The sequence below is a fragment of the Streptomyces sp. NPDC058045 genome (genome assembly GCF_042885635.1).
GTDB lineage: Bacteria > Actinomycetota > Actinomycetes > Streptomycetales > Streptomycetaceae > Streptomyces.
The window spans coordinates 1-13212 of record NZ_JBHVRR010000045.1 but is presented as its reverse complement, the minus strand read 5'-3'; the positions used below and the strand labels follow the sequence as shown (position 1 = coordinate 13212).

General features: G+C 71.7%; 13 protein-coding genes and 1 tRNA gene. 6 read left to right on the top strand and 8 right to left on the bottom strand.

Annotation, left to right across the window (positions count from 1 at the left end; all coding sequences use genetic code 11):
- Positions 1–63: 63 nt before the first annotated feature.
- Positions 64–2451, top strand: a complete 2388-nt coding sequence (locus ACFVST_RS23220) for a UvrD-helicase domain-containing protein (protein ID WP_390155219.1) — start codon at positions 64–66, stop codon at positions 2449–2451.
- On the opposite strand, the gene ACFVST_RS23215 is transcribed toward ACFVST_RS23220, so the two are convergent.
- Positions 2410–3456 carry a hypothetical protein gene (locus ACFVST_RS23215; RefSeq protein WP_390155216.1) on the bottom strand — a complete coding sequence of 349 codons (1047 nt, stop codon included), beginning with the start codon at positions 3454–3456 and terminating at the stop codon, positions 2410–2412. The two genes, ACFVST_RS23220 and ACFVST_RS23215, sit on opposite strands and share 42 nt — an antisense overlap.
- A 117-nt stretch (positions 3457–3573) precedes the next feature.
- Here ACFVST_RS23215 and ACFVST_RS23210 point away from each other — a divergent pair, with 117 nt between their 5' ends.
- The 4 genes from ACFVST_RS23210 to ACFVST_RS23195 all read left to right on the top strand — a co-directional run bounded on the left by ACFVST_RS23210 (position 3574) and on the right by ACFVST_RS23195 (position 6263).
- Entirely contained in the window at positions 3574–4167 is a 594-nt protein-coding gene (locus tag ACFVST_RS23210) for a class I SAM-dependent methyltransferase (protein WP_390155213.1), read from the top strand.
- A 113-nt stretch (positions 4168–4280) separates the two neighbouring features.
- Positions 4281–4499 (top strand): hypothetical protein, encoded by a 219-nt coding sequence (locus ACFVST_RS23205; RefSeq protein WP_390155210.1) that lies wholly within the window; start codon positions 4281–4283, stop codon positions 4497–4499.
- Positions 4500–4615: 116 nt separating this feature from the next.
- Positions 4616–5017: a YciI family protein gene (locus ACFVST_RS23200; protein ID WP_390155207.1), complete on the top strand. Its 402-nt coding sequence runs from the start codon at positions 4616–4618 to the stop codon at positions 5015–5017.
- Between the two features lie 13 nt (positions 5018–5030).
- Entirely contained in the window at positions 5031–6263 is a 1233-nt protein-coding gene (locus ACFVST_RS23195) for an RNA polymerase sigma factor (protein ID WP_390155204.1), read from the top strand.
- Between the two features lie 285 nt (positions 6264–6548).
- Here ACFVST_RS23195 and ACFVST_RS23190 read toward each other — a convergent pair whose 3' ends face one another.
- From ACFVST_RS23190 to ACFVST_RS23160, 7 genes are all read right to left on the bottom strand, one after another.
- A complete protein-coding gene (locus tag ACFVST_RS23190) occupies positions 6549–7472 on the bottom strand; it encodes a sucrase ferredoxin (RefSeq protein WP_390155201.1) in 924 nt (307 codons plus the stop codon).
- Positions 7473–7482: 10 nt separating this feature from the next.
- On the bottom strand, positions 7483–8670 hold the full coding sequence (locus ACFVST_RS23185) for a cupin domain-containing protein (RefSeq protein WP_390155198.1): 1188 nt from the start codon (positions 8668–8670) through the stop codon (positions 7483–7485).
- Positions 8585–8851: a hypothetical protein gene (locus ACFVST_RS23180; protein ID WP_390155195.1), complete on the bottom strand. Its 267-nt coding sequence runs from the start codon at positions 8849–8851 to the stop codon at positions 8585–8587. The genes ACFVST_RS23185 and ACFVST_RS23180 overlap by 86 nt, the downstream gene beginning before the upstream one ends.
- Before the next feature lie 261 nt (positions 8852–9112).
- Positions 9113–10192 (bottom strand): enoyl-CoA hydratase/isomerase family protein, encoded by a 1080-nt coding sequence (locus ACFVST_RS23175; RefSeq protein WP_390155192.1) that lies wholly within the window; start codon positions 10190–10192, stop codon positions 9113–9115.
- Entirely contained in the window at positions 10189–11022 is an 834-nt protein-coding gene (gene cobF / locus ACFVST_RS23170; RefSeq protein ID WP_390155189.1) for a precorrin-6A synthase (deacetylating), read from the bottom strand. Before cobF ends, ACFVST_RS23175 begins: the two co-directional genes overlap by 4 nt.
- Before the next feature lie 122 nt (positions 11023–11144).
- Positions 11145–11229: transfer RNA gene (locus ACFVST_RS23165), tRNA-Leu, on the bottom strand.
- A 109-nt stretch (positions 11230–11338) separates the two neighbouring features.
- Positions 11339–12499 (bottom strand): ATP-grasp domain-containing protein, encoded by a 1161-nt coding sequence (locus ACFVST_RS23160; protein WP_390155187.1) that lies wholly within the window; start codon positions 12497–12499, stop codon positions 11339–11341.
- Between the two features lie 240 nt (positions 12500–12739).
- Here ACFVST_RS23160 and ACFVST_RS23155 point away from each other — a divergent pair.
- A partial coding sequence (locus ACFVST_RS23155; RefSeq protein WP_390155184.1) for a CoA transferase occupies positions 12740–13212 on the top strand: 473 nt, incomplete at its 3' end.

Sequence of the window (13212 nt, the reverse complement as noted above, 5' to 3'; positions counted from 1 at the left end):
GGCGCGGGCACCCGCCGCCGGCCCGGGACCGGGCACGATGTGGGGCAAGGGGGGCGTGGCCGCGTGGAGTTGAGGCCGACCGCGGAGCAGGAGCGGGCCAGGGACGAGTTCGTGGGCGGGAACGATCTCGCACTGGTCGCCGGAGCGGGCACCGGGAAGACCTCGACCCTGGCGATGATGGGATCGGCGACCGGGAAGCAAGGCATGTACATCGCCTTCAACAAGTCGATCGCCACCGAGGCCCAGCACCGCTTCGGCTCCAACGTCCGCTGCCGGACCTCGCACTCCCTGGCGTACCAGACGGTGGGCGCCGCGTTCCGGGACCGTCTCGCGGCGTCGGGGCACATGCCGCTCAAGCGGACGGCGGCGCTGCTCGGCCTGACCGGCGATCTGGCCATCGGCAAAAGGCGGTTGAAGGCGACGACACAGGCCCGGCTGGTCATGGAGATGGTGCAGCGGTTCTGCTTCAGCACCGATGAGCAGGTCGCCGCCCGCCACCTGGGCCGGGTCAACGGCCTCGACGACAGGGGCGGCCAGTTCCTGGCGGAGACGCTGCTGCCCCGGGCCCGGTGGGCCTGGGACGACGTGTGCTCCCCCACCGGGAGGCTGCCGTTCAAACACGACCACTATCTGAAGATGTGGGCGCTGAGCCGCCCCTCACTGCCGGCGGACTTCGTACTGCTGGACGAGGCGCAGGACACCAACCCGGTACTGGAGGAGGTGTTCCTCGCCCAGAGCGCCCAGCGGGTGTGCGTCGGAGACCCGGCCCAGCAGATCTACGAGTGGCGGTTCGCCAAGGACATCATGAGCGGATTCCCGGGCCGGCGGCTGGAGTTGACGCAGTCCTTCAGATTCGGCACGGCCATCGCAGTGGAGGCCAACCGGTGGCTGCGCGCCGCGTCCTCGTCCATGCAGCTCTCCGGCCACCGCCCGATCCCCTCCCGTATCCAGGCCGTGCCGTCGCCCGACGCCGTGCTGTGCCGGGGCAACGCCGACGCCCTGGCGGAGGTGCTGGACCAGCTGAGCCGGGGTGTGCCGGTGGCCCTGGTCGGCGGCGGCGGGCCACTGCTGCGGATCGCCCAGGCCGCCATCGACCTCCAGGCGGGCCGCCGCACCTCGCACCAGGAGCTGTTCCTGTTCTCCTCCTGGGGCGAGGTACAGGAGTACGCCCAACAGGACTCCGCGGCCGCGGAGTTGAAGGCGATCGTGGAACTGGTCGACGCCTACGGTCCGCAGCAGATCATCTCGGTGGTGAACCAGCTCGCCGCGGAGGCGAAGGCGGAGGTCGTGGTGTCCACCGTGCACAAGGCGAAGGGGCGGGAGTGGGGCCGGGTGCGGGTGGGCGGCGGCTTCGAGCCCGCCCCGGACGCACCGCAGGACCGCGGTCTGCACCCCTCGGAGGCGCGGCTGATCTATGTGGCGGTCACCCGGGCCCGGCACGAACTGGACACCTCCGCACTGCGGTGGGCCAGGAGCCGCATCGGTACCGGATCGCGCGGGGGCACCGTCACCCCGAACGGGATTCCGGTGGCCTCCCTTCCGCTGACCGGGCAGTTGGCGTACCCCCGGTCCCCGATGTCGATCTTCCTCAACCGGCATCTGCCGACCCCGGACCGGGCGGCCGAGGACCTCTCCCGGGAGATGCAGGGCCTGCCGCCGGCCGTGCAGCCGATGGACGAGCGGCGCCCCGACTGGCCCGCCCTCGGCCACACCATCGACCACCGGCTGCGTCTCACCCTGGGCAGCGGCCTCGGTGCCCCGATCGAGGCCGGAATCCTGCTGGTGGGCAGCACCGCCCCGTTGCAGGGTGCGCCCCCACCCGACGTACGGTCGGCCCTGTACCTGGCCGGGGGCCACCTGCTGTCCCGGTTCGAGGCCCATCTCATGGGCGTGCACACCCTGAGCGAGGAGGAGTTGACCCGGCTGTGCCATGTCGCCGGCTACTTCGAGGCGTGCTACCGCAGCGGTGTCTTCGCCCGCCGCCGCAATCTGCTGGCCCAGGCCGGCGCGGACACCGTACTGGAGGACCTCACGGCCTCGGTGCCGCGGTATGTGGTGGAGGACATCGAGGAGCAACTCCAGTTGGCCCAGGGCCCGTTCGCCGCGTACCGGGGGCTGCCGGCGGACCGCAGGGTGTGCGGCCCGGTCTTCGCCGGGAGCGGTGACCTGGGCGGCGCGGACGCCGATTTCATCCTGGACGGGACCCTGATCGACTGCAAGGCCGTCACCCGCACCTCCAGAATCGGCCGCACCGAGATACTCCAACTCGCCGGCTACCTGCTCCTCGACTACGACGACCAGTACGCGATCCGCCGCACCGGCCTCTACCTCTCCCGCCACGGCGCCCTCTTCACCTGGGACGTGACCGACTTCCTCACCGCCCTCGGCGCCCAGACCTCACTCCCCGCACTACGCACCCTCCTCCGCGACCACCTCCGTGGCACCAAGTGACCTCAACTCCCGTTCCCGCGCCGGTCGTTGCTGGAGACAGGCGAGGGTGGCGTGAGCGGTGGGGAGGGTCAGGGTGGCCGTCAGCAGCAGAGTGACGGCGATAGGGACGAGGAGGGCGGCCACATAGGCGGCGTAGGTGTTGTCCGGGCCGACGGTCAGGAAGAGGGAGGTGGTGGCGGAGCGCAGGGGCCTGACGGCGAGCTGGACGAGGAGGTAGGTGCCGAGGGTGAGGGAGGCGAGGGGCAGGGCAGTGCCCGCGGTGCGAAGCCAGGCGCCGAGGCTGCCCCAGGTGAGCGACCAGGAGCGGCGTAGCGCGGTGAGCGGTGGCAGGTCCTCCAGCGCGGCGGTCGCCGGTGCGAGGGTCCAACCGAAGCGCAGCAGCAGACTGCCGAACAGTCCCAACAGCGGTGCCCCGTAAGCCAGTACAGGGAAAAGATTCGGGTACTGCCACTTCGGGACGATCGCGGTGTACTCCCGAAAGGTGGTCGTCGTGAAGTAGGCCTCGACAAACACCCCGAGCACCACCGGCGCCCCTACGCACACCCCGCGCAGCCCATACACACCGAGCACCCGACGAAAACGACCACCCGACCGGAGGCCCGCCCGTCCACCGGTCACCGCGTCGGCGGCCGCGGTCTGAAGCGCCGTACACCCCAGGTGCAACAGCAGGATCAGAAACGGCAGACCGGCCAGGGCGAGCAGGTGCAGATCGGTCACCAGACTCCCATCGGGCGCATACGAGTCCTCCGCCTCGCGCGCGGCGATCGCACCCCGGCGCATCTCGGTGAACGCGGGCCAGGCGAGCAGGAAGGCCGTACCGGTGACGAGCAGACCACCCACTGCGGCCGCTCCAGAGGCACGCGCCGCACGAGCGGTCAGCGCGAGCCCGTGGCGGCGCAGGACAGTGAACGCGGCCCGAAACACCCCGCGTTGGGCTCCCCGCACCTCCGCGGTCGCCTCCCGCCGACCACCTCCGCCGCTTGCCTCCACCGTTCGTTCCGCCATGTGTACCGCTCTCTGCGCCGCCGCCGTGTTCTCAGGCTGTGACGCGGTGCGGGTGGCGGTCAGTTCTCGTTCGGGCTGGCGGGGTGGGTTCGGCGGCCGAACGGGGAGGATGGGGCGGTGGCTTACGTCAGGGCGGATGAGTGGTCGCGGCACTATGGCGAAGGACGGGGGTTCCGGCCGCTCGGGGAGGCGGAGAAGAGGCTGCTGCGTGCGTGGCCGCCGGGGGCCGGGCGCGGAGGTCGTGCGCTTGAAGTGTGTTGCGGCACAGGCGAGTTGGCGGTATTCCTGGCCTCCCTCGGCTACCAGGTCGACGCGGTGGACTTCGCCGAGGGTGCACTGCTGCGGGCCCGCACCGAGCACACCGGGGTGGAGGCGGTGCGCTGGTGGTGCCTCAATGTCGAGCACACCGAACTCACCCACCTCCGGGAGGACGGGGAGGACGGGGAGGACGGGGCGCACGGCTATGGCCTGATCACCGTACGGTTGGCCGTGGCCTTCTTCGGTGACCGGGTGCGCGTACTGCGTCGTCTCGCCGGGTTGCTGGGCGAGGGTGGAGCCCTGGTGGTGATCACCCCCACGGCCGCTCGAACGCCGGAGGCGCTGCGTGACGTGGCACTGGATGACGCCGAACTCGCCGCGCTGACGGTCGAGTTCAGGGATGTCGAACGGTTCGAGGCGGAGGGGCTGGCGGTGTTGGTGGTGCGGGAGTGAGCCCGGCCGACGTGCCCCGGCACCCGGGTACCCCGCAGCCTCCGTCCGCGCGACGCCCACGCGGGCACGTCGCTCACCTGTCGGCCCGGGCCGTATCGCAATACCCTGGGGACATGGCCAGTAATGAGTACCTCTGCCCCATTTGCGGCCACCCCATCGAGCAGGTCATGCGGCGGCACAAGACCCTGGGCATCATCGTGCCCCTGTGGCGTCCCGGCCCGTGCAAGAACCCCGAGTGCCAGGTGCACGAGGCGGAAGAGGCCGAGTCGGAGCCCGTCCTCACGACGGGGAGCGGACCGGCGTTCGACAGGGTCGAGCAGCGGGACTCCTGACGCTCTTCCCGCCAGCCTGAAAAACTTCCGCGAGGGTGTAGAGAAGCGGGGGCCGGCTCCGACGTCCCCTGTGAGAGCCGCCCACCACGAGCGGCCCGAGCCGAAGGAGCGGACTCATGAAGTACCTGGTGATGGTGCAGGGCACGCAGGCGGACTACGAGGCCCAGGCGGGCAAGCCCGACGCCGGTCTCCCGGCCTGGAGCGACAAGGACATGCAGGCGATGTTCCAGCACATGGGGGCGATCAACAACGACCTCGCCGAGACAGGCGAGTTCATCGATGCCCAGGGGCTGGCCGAGCCTGCCAGGGCCCGCCTGGTCAGCGCCGGCGCGGACGGCAAGCCCGTGATCACCGACGGGCCGTACGGCGAGACCAAGGAAGTGATCGCCGGCTACTGGCTCCTGGAGTGCGAGAGCCTGGAACGGGTCACGGAGATCGCCGCGCGGGTCACCCAGTGCCCCGTCCCCGAGGGCGCGAACACGTACCCCGTCGTCATCCGGCCGCTCGGCGAAGTGTGAGCAGGGGAGACGTTTGAGACGTACGAGCGAGGTCGAGGACCTGCTGCGCCTGCACGCGCCGCAGGTCCTCGGCGCGCTCGTACGCCGGTACGGGCACTTCGACGCCGCCGAGGACGCCGTACAGGAGGCGCTGCTGGCGGCGGCCCGGCAGTGGCCCGAGTCGGGGGCTCCGGACAATCCGCGAGGCTGGCTGATCAGGGTCGCCTCGCGGCGGCTCACGGACGCGCTGCGCAGTGATGAGGCGCGGCGGCTGCGTGAGGAGAAGGCAGCGGCGCTCACACCGCGCGACGCCTTCACCGCGCCGCCGCCCGGGCCCGATCGTGCGCCCTCCGAGGACGACACGCTGACCCTGCTCTTCCTCTGCTGCCACCCGGATCTGTCCCCGCCCGCACAGATCGCGCTGACGCTGCGGGCCGTCGGCGGTCTGACGACGGCCGAGATCGCCCGCGCGCATCTGGTGCCGGAGGCGACGATGGCCCAGCGGATCAGCCGGGCCAAGCAGCGGGTGAAGGGCACGCGTTTCGGCCGCCCTGACCGCTGGGAGGAGCGGCTGCCCGCCGTCCTCCACACGCTCTACCTGATCTTCAACGAGGGCTACACGGCCACCTCCGGAGCCTCCCTCCAGCGGGCCGAACTCGCGGGCGAGGCCATCCGGCTGGCCCGTACGGTGCATCGCCTGCTGCCAGGCGACTGCGAGGTCACCGGCCTGCTCGCCCTGATGCTCCTCACCGACGCCCGCCGCACCGCGCGGACCGGGGCGGACGGCGAACTGATCCCCCTCGACGAGCAGGACCGCGGGCTGTGGGACAAGGCGGCGATCGAGGAGGGCGTGACCCTGGTGACCTGGGCTCTGTCCCAACGCCGCCCCGGCCCCTACCAGTTGAGGGCCGCGATCGCCGCCGTCCACGACGAGGCGGACTCGCCGGACAGCACCGACTGGCCCGAGATCCTCGGCCTCTACGACGTCCTCGTCCACCTTGTCCCCAGCCCGGTCGAACGCCTCAACCGTGCCGTCGCCATCGCCATGGTCCACGGACCGAAGGCTGGTCTGGCCGAACTGGACGCGCTCGCACCGGAGTTGATAACAGGCCACCGCCTGGACTCGGTCCGCGCCCACCTCCTGGAACGCGCCGGCGACCCCGAGGCCGCCCGAGCCGCCTACGAGTCAGCCGCCGCCAAGACCCTGAGCCTCCCCGAACAGCGCTACCTCCGGGCCCGTGCGGCCCGCCTCGGCGACATCACTTGACGTGTCGGTCGTACCCGAGCCGACGCACGTCACCGAACGCCCCAGCTCCCGCGCGTGGCGGCCGGCGGTCCGCTGATACAGCGGCAGGCGCGCTTCCTGCGCTCGCTTCAGCCCGGCCCGCTCCACTGGCCCCGTCCTGACCGTCTCGCGCACCGCGTGGACCGGGTTCGCCGGGTTGGCGCGGGCGGCGGCCGAGTCCCGGTAGACGGGTGACGGTCGCCCAAGTCGGCGCGGACCGGCGGACGTTCAGGCGAACCGCCGGTCGTACCGGCAACGTGTCCCCGCTCAGCGGAGGCTGACGGAGGTCACCCGGTAGGCGACCGCCCTGCCGTCTGCGGGGCCACGGCAGGTCATCCGGTGCGGCGGGGTGCGGTGTGCCCGTACCTCCACCTCCAGTGCTGCCGGGCCGGGCGGCCGGCCGGTGATACGGACCAGCCAGCGGTCCTCCTCCCGGACGGTTCCGACGACCGCGTAGTCCCGTCGCCCGGCCGGACCGAACCGGGCGAGCACCGCGGCGACGGCCGCCTGTTGTGGCGGGAAGAGGTCCGTGTAACCGCGCAGATACCGCCCGTCGATCCGCCCCGCCAGATGCTCCGCCACGACGGTGGTGGCGTCCTCCGCGTCCAGACCCCCGTAGTAGACACCGTCCGGCAGCACCACCACATTCGGGGCGAAGCGGTCGCCGCCCACATGGCTGCACTCCCACACCAACTCCGGCCACCGCTCGCTCAGCGCCCGCCCCACCGGCCTCCCCCGCACGGCACAGCAGGGATCATGCCGACCGTGGGCACACACCAACAGCAGGGGCGGACAGGCCGCTACCCCCAAGCCACCATCCCCCGGTGACGGCGAGAGCCGCAGCGCCGCGGCGATCTGCGCCAAGTCCTCGCCACGCCCCCATGTACCCCAACTCTGCTGATGCGCACCGGAGTTGGCGTAGCGGAGTACGGCCCAGCGGTTGCGGGAGGAGGCGGGGGTGCGGCGGCCGTGGCGTCGGATGAGGAGGATGCGGGCGCGGGCGGCCTCCGCGGTGGAGCGGACCAGTGCCTTGGTGGACGGTTCGAGGTCGAGGCCGTCGAAACCGTTCACCGGCCAGCCGCCCCGGTACTCGATCAGGACCCATACCGTGCCGTGCGGTGCCGTACCCACCATCGAGTCGCCCCGCGACCGGGCGGCGGTGGCGCAGAAGAAGCGTTCACCCGGGGCCACGGCGGCGCGCTCACCGCCCGGCGGGCACCAGCACGCCCGCCCGCAGCAGCCTCCCGGCGAGTTCCACACCGAGGTCGCCCGCCGTGCACACCTCCCCGCCGAGCAGCCGGGCCAACGAGCCCAACTCCCCCTCGGTGAAGTCGAATCGGCCGACCCGCGTACTCAACCGGGCCCCCTCCAACCTCGCCTCCAGCGCACCCCGGAGCCGCACCGCCGACTCGGGTCCGAGCCCGGTGAAGGCCGCGAGCTGGGCCAGCGGTCCCAACGGCGCGGGACGCCCCTGCCCGCGCCGCGCCCGGTGGAAGTGGGGAGCCGGGTCGGCCCGGTCGACGGCGGCGAGCAGTCGTTCACGGACATACGCGGTCTCCTCGTCCGGCCCGTCCAGGCCCAGCGGCAGCGTGCCGCGCATCCCGGGGTCCTCGCGGAGCAGCGCGAGCGCGGACCGCGTGAGCTGTTCGGCCAGCGCGTACCGCGTCCAGTTGTGCACCCCGAGCGTCAGATGGACCGAGGTCTCGCCCCGCGCCCGCGCCGCGTGCAGCCAGCCCCGCGGCAGGTAGAGCACATCGCCGGCCTCCAACACCGTGTCGATACGGGGCTCGTGCCGCGCCGCCTCCTCGACGGCGGCGCGATGGTCCGTCCACGGCTCGTCCCGCAGCGGATCGGCCCGCACCGGCTCACGCACCAGCCACCGCTTGCTGCCCGCGATCTGCAGCACGAAGACATCGTGCACATCGTAGTGATCACCGAACCCGCGGTTCTGCGGCGGAGTCACATAGGCGTTGGCCTGCACCGGGTGTCCCAACTCCCCACTCAGCGCGGCGCAGAACTCCGCCACCGGCTCCCAAGTCCGCTGCAAGCCCTGAAGCACGAGGGTGGCCCCGTTGGCGAACTCCCGCCACAGAGCGGTGTCATCGAGCTGGTCCGGTACGCCGGCACCGGCCCCGCCGGGCGCGGTGAACGCCGAATCGGGCAGCGTCACACCGTCCTTGGCGACCCGCAGGAACGGGGTACGCAACCCGCGGCGCGCGATCAGCTCGTCCACGGCTTCGGTGGAGAAGAGGTCGGCGAAGTCGCCGGCCCGGCGCGTCAGCCACGCGGCCCGCGCCCACACATCACGCGCGAACACCTCCCGGCTCAGCCCGGTCAGCCGCTCCTCCAGCACCCCACTCCCGGAATTCCCGGGGGCCGGCCCCGTCAACCGCGACGCCCGGCACCACCGTCGGCGCCCCCATCGGCCCCGGCATCCGCACCACCGTCCGCACCACCATCGGCGCCACCATCAGCGCCGTGATCCGCACCGCCGTCAGCGCCACCATCGGCACCACGGTCCGCACCGGCGTCCGCGCCACCATCGGCTCCACCATCGGCTCCGCCGTCATGCACACCCGGCGTACCGGACGCGCCACCGTCCGCGGGGCCTTCCTGCTGCTCGGGGTCCTTCTCGGGGTTCGTCATGAGCCTCAGTCCTCCAGTCGTCCGGTAACCCAGTCGTCGGGTATCGACCACCCCCCAGAACACCGTATCCCCGAAGAGCAAAAGCCTCGATTCGAGAGAAAATGCAGAAGGAATCGTCAGGAGAAACGCGGGAGGAATCGGGATACCCGAACGAGCACCGGGTGGGCTCGCCTCGGGCCGGCCCGCTACCCCTCCCCCAACTCCCGTCCCCCCAGCCGCAGTTCACGCTCCCCGAGTGGGGCGAAGTACCGTTCCACGTCCGCTTCGGTGACCTCGGGGAGGGTGCGCGGGGTCCAGTGCGGGGTGCGGTCCTTGTCGATCACCTGGGCGCGGATGCCCTCGACCAGGTCGGGGGCGGTCAGGGCGCGGCAGGAGACGCGGTACTCCTGGTCCAAGACGCTTTCCAGGGTGGGGAGTTGGCGTGCCCGGCGCAGTGCGGCGAGGGTGACCTTCAGCATGGTGGGTGACCGGCCCAGCAGGGTCTCGGCCGCCTCCTTGGCCGCCGGATCACCGTACGCCTCCAGCCTCCGCACGATCTCCTCCACCGTGGGAGCGTCGTAGCAGGCGTCGATCCAGTGCCGCCGGTCGGCCAAGTCCCCTGCGGGCGGCGGCAGTTCATGACTGGCGAGGGCTTCGCGGAGCGGCCGGGCGGCGAGGTCCGCTACCAGTTCGGGCAGGGCGGCCGAGGGCACATGGTGGTCGGCGAGCCCGCACAGCAGGGCGTCCCCGGCACCGGCCTGCGCCCCGGTCAGCGCCAGATGGGTACCGAGGTGGCCGGGGGCCCGGGACAGCAACCAGGTACCGCCGACGTCCGGTACGAAACCGATCCCGGTCTCGGGCATCGCCACCCGCGAACGCTCGGTGACGACCCGTACCCCACCGTGCGCGGACACCCCCACCCCGCCGCCCATCACCATGCCGTCCATGAGGGCGACATACGGCTTGGAGTAGTGCGCGATACGGGAGTTGAGGCGGTACTCGGCACGCCAGAAGTCCGCCGAGGCGGTGCCTCCGGCGAGGGCGTCGTCATGGATGGCGCGGATGTCCCCACCGGCGCACAGTCCCCGCTCCCCGGCACCGCTGAGGACCACGACCCGCACACCGTCGTCGTGCTCCCACGCGGCCAGCGCCCGGTCGACGAGGGCGACCATCTCCGGGGTGAGCGCGTTGAGCACACGCGGCCGGTTCAGCACCAGGAACCCGGCCCTGCCTTCCCGCCGGACGAGTACGGGGGCTTCGCTGCCGGTCACCAAGTCCCCGGTCATCGCGTCTCCGGGGTGCCGGACGCCTCAGAGAGCGCTCCGGACACCGGGGAGGAGGCCCCCGCCGTCCGCAGCAGATAGGTGTCCATGATCCACCCATGGCGCTCCCGGGCCTCGGCCCGCACCCGGCGGATCCGCTCGGAGACCTCCGCGAGCGGCCCCGCGATGAGCAGTTCGTCGGGGGTGCCGAGGTAGGCGCCCCAGTAGATCCACACCCCTTCGCCCTCGACCCGGGTGAACGACTCCTGCGCGTCGAGCATCACCACGGTGTCCCCGTCGTCGCCGTGCCCGACCTCGGGCAGCCGCCGGGCGGGGGTGATGTGCACGGGGCGCCCCACCTGGTTGAGGGGGATGCGGTGGCGGGCGGCGAGCGAGGAGACGCTGCTGATGCCGGGGACCACCTCGACGGCGACGGAGAGCGCGCCGCGCCGCTCGATGTCGGCGAGGATGCCGAGGGTGCTGTCGTAGAGGGACGGGTCTCCCCACACCAGGAAGGCGCCGGTCTCCCCCGCGGCCAGCTCCTCGCGCATGGCCGCCTCGAAGCGTTCACCGCGCCGCTCACGCCAGTCCTGGACGGCCGCGGTGTAGCCGGACCGGTCCATGGGCCGCCGGTCCCGGCTGGGATCCTCCACCGCCACCACCCGGTACGGGCCCTGCGCGTGCTCCTCGATCATCCGGTGCCGCAGATCGGTGAGCGAGGCCTTGTCCGGCCCCTTGCCGACGATGAAGAACACATCGGCCCGCCGGATCGCCTTCACGGCCTGAAGGGTGAGGTGATCGGGATCGCCGGCCCCGATACCGACGACAAGGATCGCCCGCTGCTCCGTACTCATGGCGGCAGTCTCCCAGCAGCGGCCACACGGGCGGGATCGGGGTCGGGACGCACACACGCGGGCGGGACGACAGAAGCCCCGACCGACCGGCCGGGGCTTCGTACTCGTATCGCTACGGTGTGTGTCCGAGGGGGGACTTGAACCCCCACGCCCGATAAAGGGCACTAGCACCTCAAGCTAGCGCGTCTGCCATTCCGCCACCCGGACAAGGTGTGTGCCGCCCACGGAACTCCCTGCGGATTCCCTGCGGCGACAAGGACAACAGTACCAAGCTTTCGCGGTGCGTTTCACCTGCGTATCGGGGTCGCGGTACGGGTCAGTCGCGGTCGGCCGGGGCCACCGGGTGCGGGGTGGCGGGCGGGCCGCCGCGGGCCAGTTGGGCGGCGAGGCGGGCGGCGTCGTCCATGGTGGCGGCCTGGTGGACGAGGGGGTGGTGGTGCAGGGTCAGGAGGTCGCGGCCGCGGGCTGCCCGGTTGCCGTCGAGCCGGACCACCAGGGGGTGGGTGAGGTGGACGGTGTCGAGGGCGCGCACGATGCCTTCGGCGACCGCGTCGCACGGGGTGATGCCGCCGAAGACATGGACCAGGACGGAGCGTACGGCGGGGTCGGCGAGGACGATGGTGAGCGCGTCGGCCATGGCGCGGGCCGGGTCGCCGCCGCCGATGTCGAGGAAGGTGGCGGGGCGGGCGCCGTGGTCCGCCACCAGGTCGAGGGTGGCCATTCCCAGCCCGGCGCCGTTGCCGATGACGCCGACCTCGCCGCCGAGGCGTACACAGGTGAGGCCTCTCGCGGCGGCGCGGGCTTCGAGCGGGTCGTCGGGCACGGTGCTGTCCTCTCCCCAACGGGCTTGGCGGAAGCGGGCGTTGGTGTCCAGGGTGATCCGGCAGCCGAGCGCGGTGAGCGGCCCGGCGGCCTCCGGGGCGCCCGTCACGACCAGTGGTCCCGCCTCCACCTGGAGCGCGTCCTCGTTCGTCAGGAGCCGCCAGAGCCGGTTGAGGATGTCGGCGGCCCGCGGCATCAACTCGGCGGTCTCCGCGAGGAGTTGGGCGGCCCCGGCGGGCGTGACGCCTTCGAGCGGATCGACGGGGATGCGGAGGTCGGCACCCGGTCCGGTCCGCAGTACCGCGAGGAAGCGGCCGGCTGAGCGGTCCAGGGTATAGCCGACGGTGAACTCCCGCCCCGAGCACGGCGGTTGGACCGCCTCCGCGACGAGGACGCTGCGCACCCGGTGGCCGTCGAGGTTCATACCGAGGAGGTGGCGGGCGGCTGCTTCCACGGCGGCCGGGTCGGCGGTGTGCCGGATACCGCCGGCCCCGGTCCGGCCGCCGGCGCGGATCTGGGCTGTGACGACGGTGGGGCCGCCGAGCAGTTCGGCGGTCTCGCGGGCCTGCCGCGGGGTGCGGGCGAGCCCGGCTCGCGGGACCGGGATGCCGTACGCCTCGAAGAGGTCCCTGGCCTGGTGTTCGTACAGGTCCATCGCGGCTCCGTAAGTCAGTGGTCGGCCGGTGCGGTCGGGCCGCACGGGGCGGGCGTACCGGGCCGGTGTCCGGCGCGGCACCACGGCGGTGGATACGTCGCGGCTCGGACCGAGCTGGCCGGTTTCTTTCGACCCAGGACCGAAAACTGCTGCACGACCCCTGGACACCGCCCTCCGTATGCGAGATAACAAGCTTCATACAGTATTCGTCGACTGTATGCAATTAGTGAGGTGACCGCCATGACCAGCACGGATACAGCCAGCACCGGCACCACAGCACTGAACGGCGTGCGTGTTCTCGATATGACGCATGTCCAGTCCGGCCCGTCCGCGACCCAGCTCCTGGGCTGGCTCGGCGCGGACGTCGTGAAACTTGAGGCACCCACCGGCGACATCACCCGCCGCCAGCTACGCGACCTGCCCGACGCGGACTCCCTCTACTTCACGATGCTCAACTCCAACAAACGCAGCATCACCCTCAACACCAAAACCGAACGCGGCAAGGAACTCCTCACCGAGCTCATCACCCGCTCCGACGTCATGGTCGAGAACTTCGCCCCCGGCGCCCTCGACCGCATGGGCTTCACCTGGCAACACATCCAGGACATCAACCCCCGCATCGTCTTCGCCTCCATCAAAGGCTTCGGCGACGGCCCCTACAAGAACTACAAAGCCTACGAAGTCGTCGCCCAAGCCATGGGCGGATCCATGTC

Excerpts from the sequence above, each read along its gene's own strand:
- ACFVST_RS23215 (WP_390155216.1), bottom strand. The coding sequence starts at position 3,456 with ATGGCGGAACGAACGGTGGAGGCAAGCGGCGGAGGTGGTCGGCGGGAG.
- ACFVST_RS23205 (WP_390155210.1), top strand. The coding sequence starts at position 4,281 with ATGGCCAGTAATGAGTACCTCTGCCCCATTTGCGGCCACCCCATCGAG.
- ACFVST_RS23200 (WP_390155207.1), top strand. The coding sequence starts at position 4,616 with ATGAAGTACCTGGTGATGGTGCAGGGCACGCAGGCGGACTACGAGGCC.
- ACFVST_RS23180 (WP_390155195.1), bottom strand. The coding sequence starts at position 8,851 with ATGACGGCGGAGCCGATGGTGGAGCCGATGGTGGCGCGGACGCCGGTG.
- ACFVST_RS23175 (WP_390155192.1), bottom strand. The coding sequence starts at position 10,192 with ATGACCGGGGACTTGGTGACCGGCAGCGAAGCCCCCGTACTCGTCCGG.
- cobF (WP_390155189.1), bottom strand. The coding sequence starts at position 11,022 with ATGAGTACGGAGCAGCGGGCGATCCTTGTCGTCGGTATCGGGGCCGGC.
- ACFVST_RS23160 (WP_390155187.1), bottom strand. The coding sequence starts at position 12,499 with ATGGACCTGTACGAACACCAGGCCAGGGACCTCTTCGAGGCGTACGGC.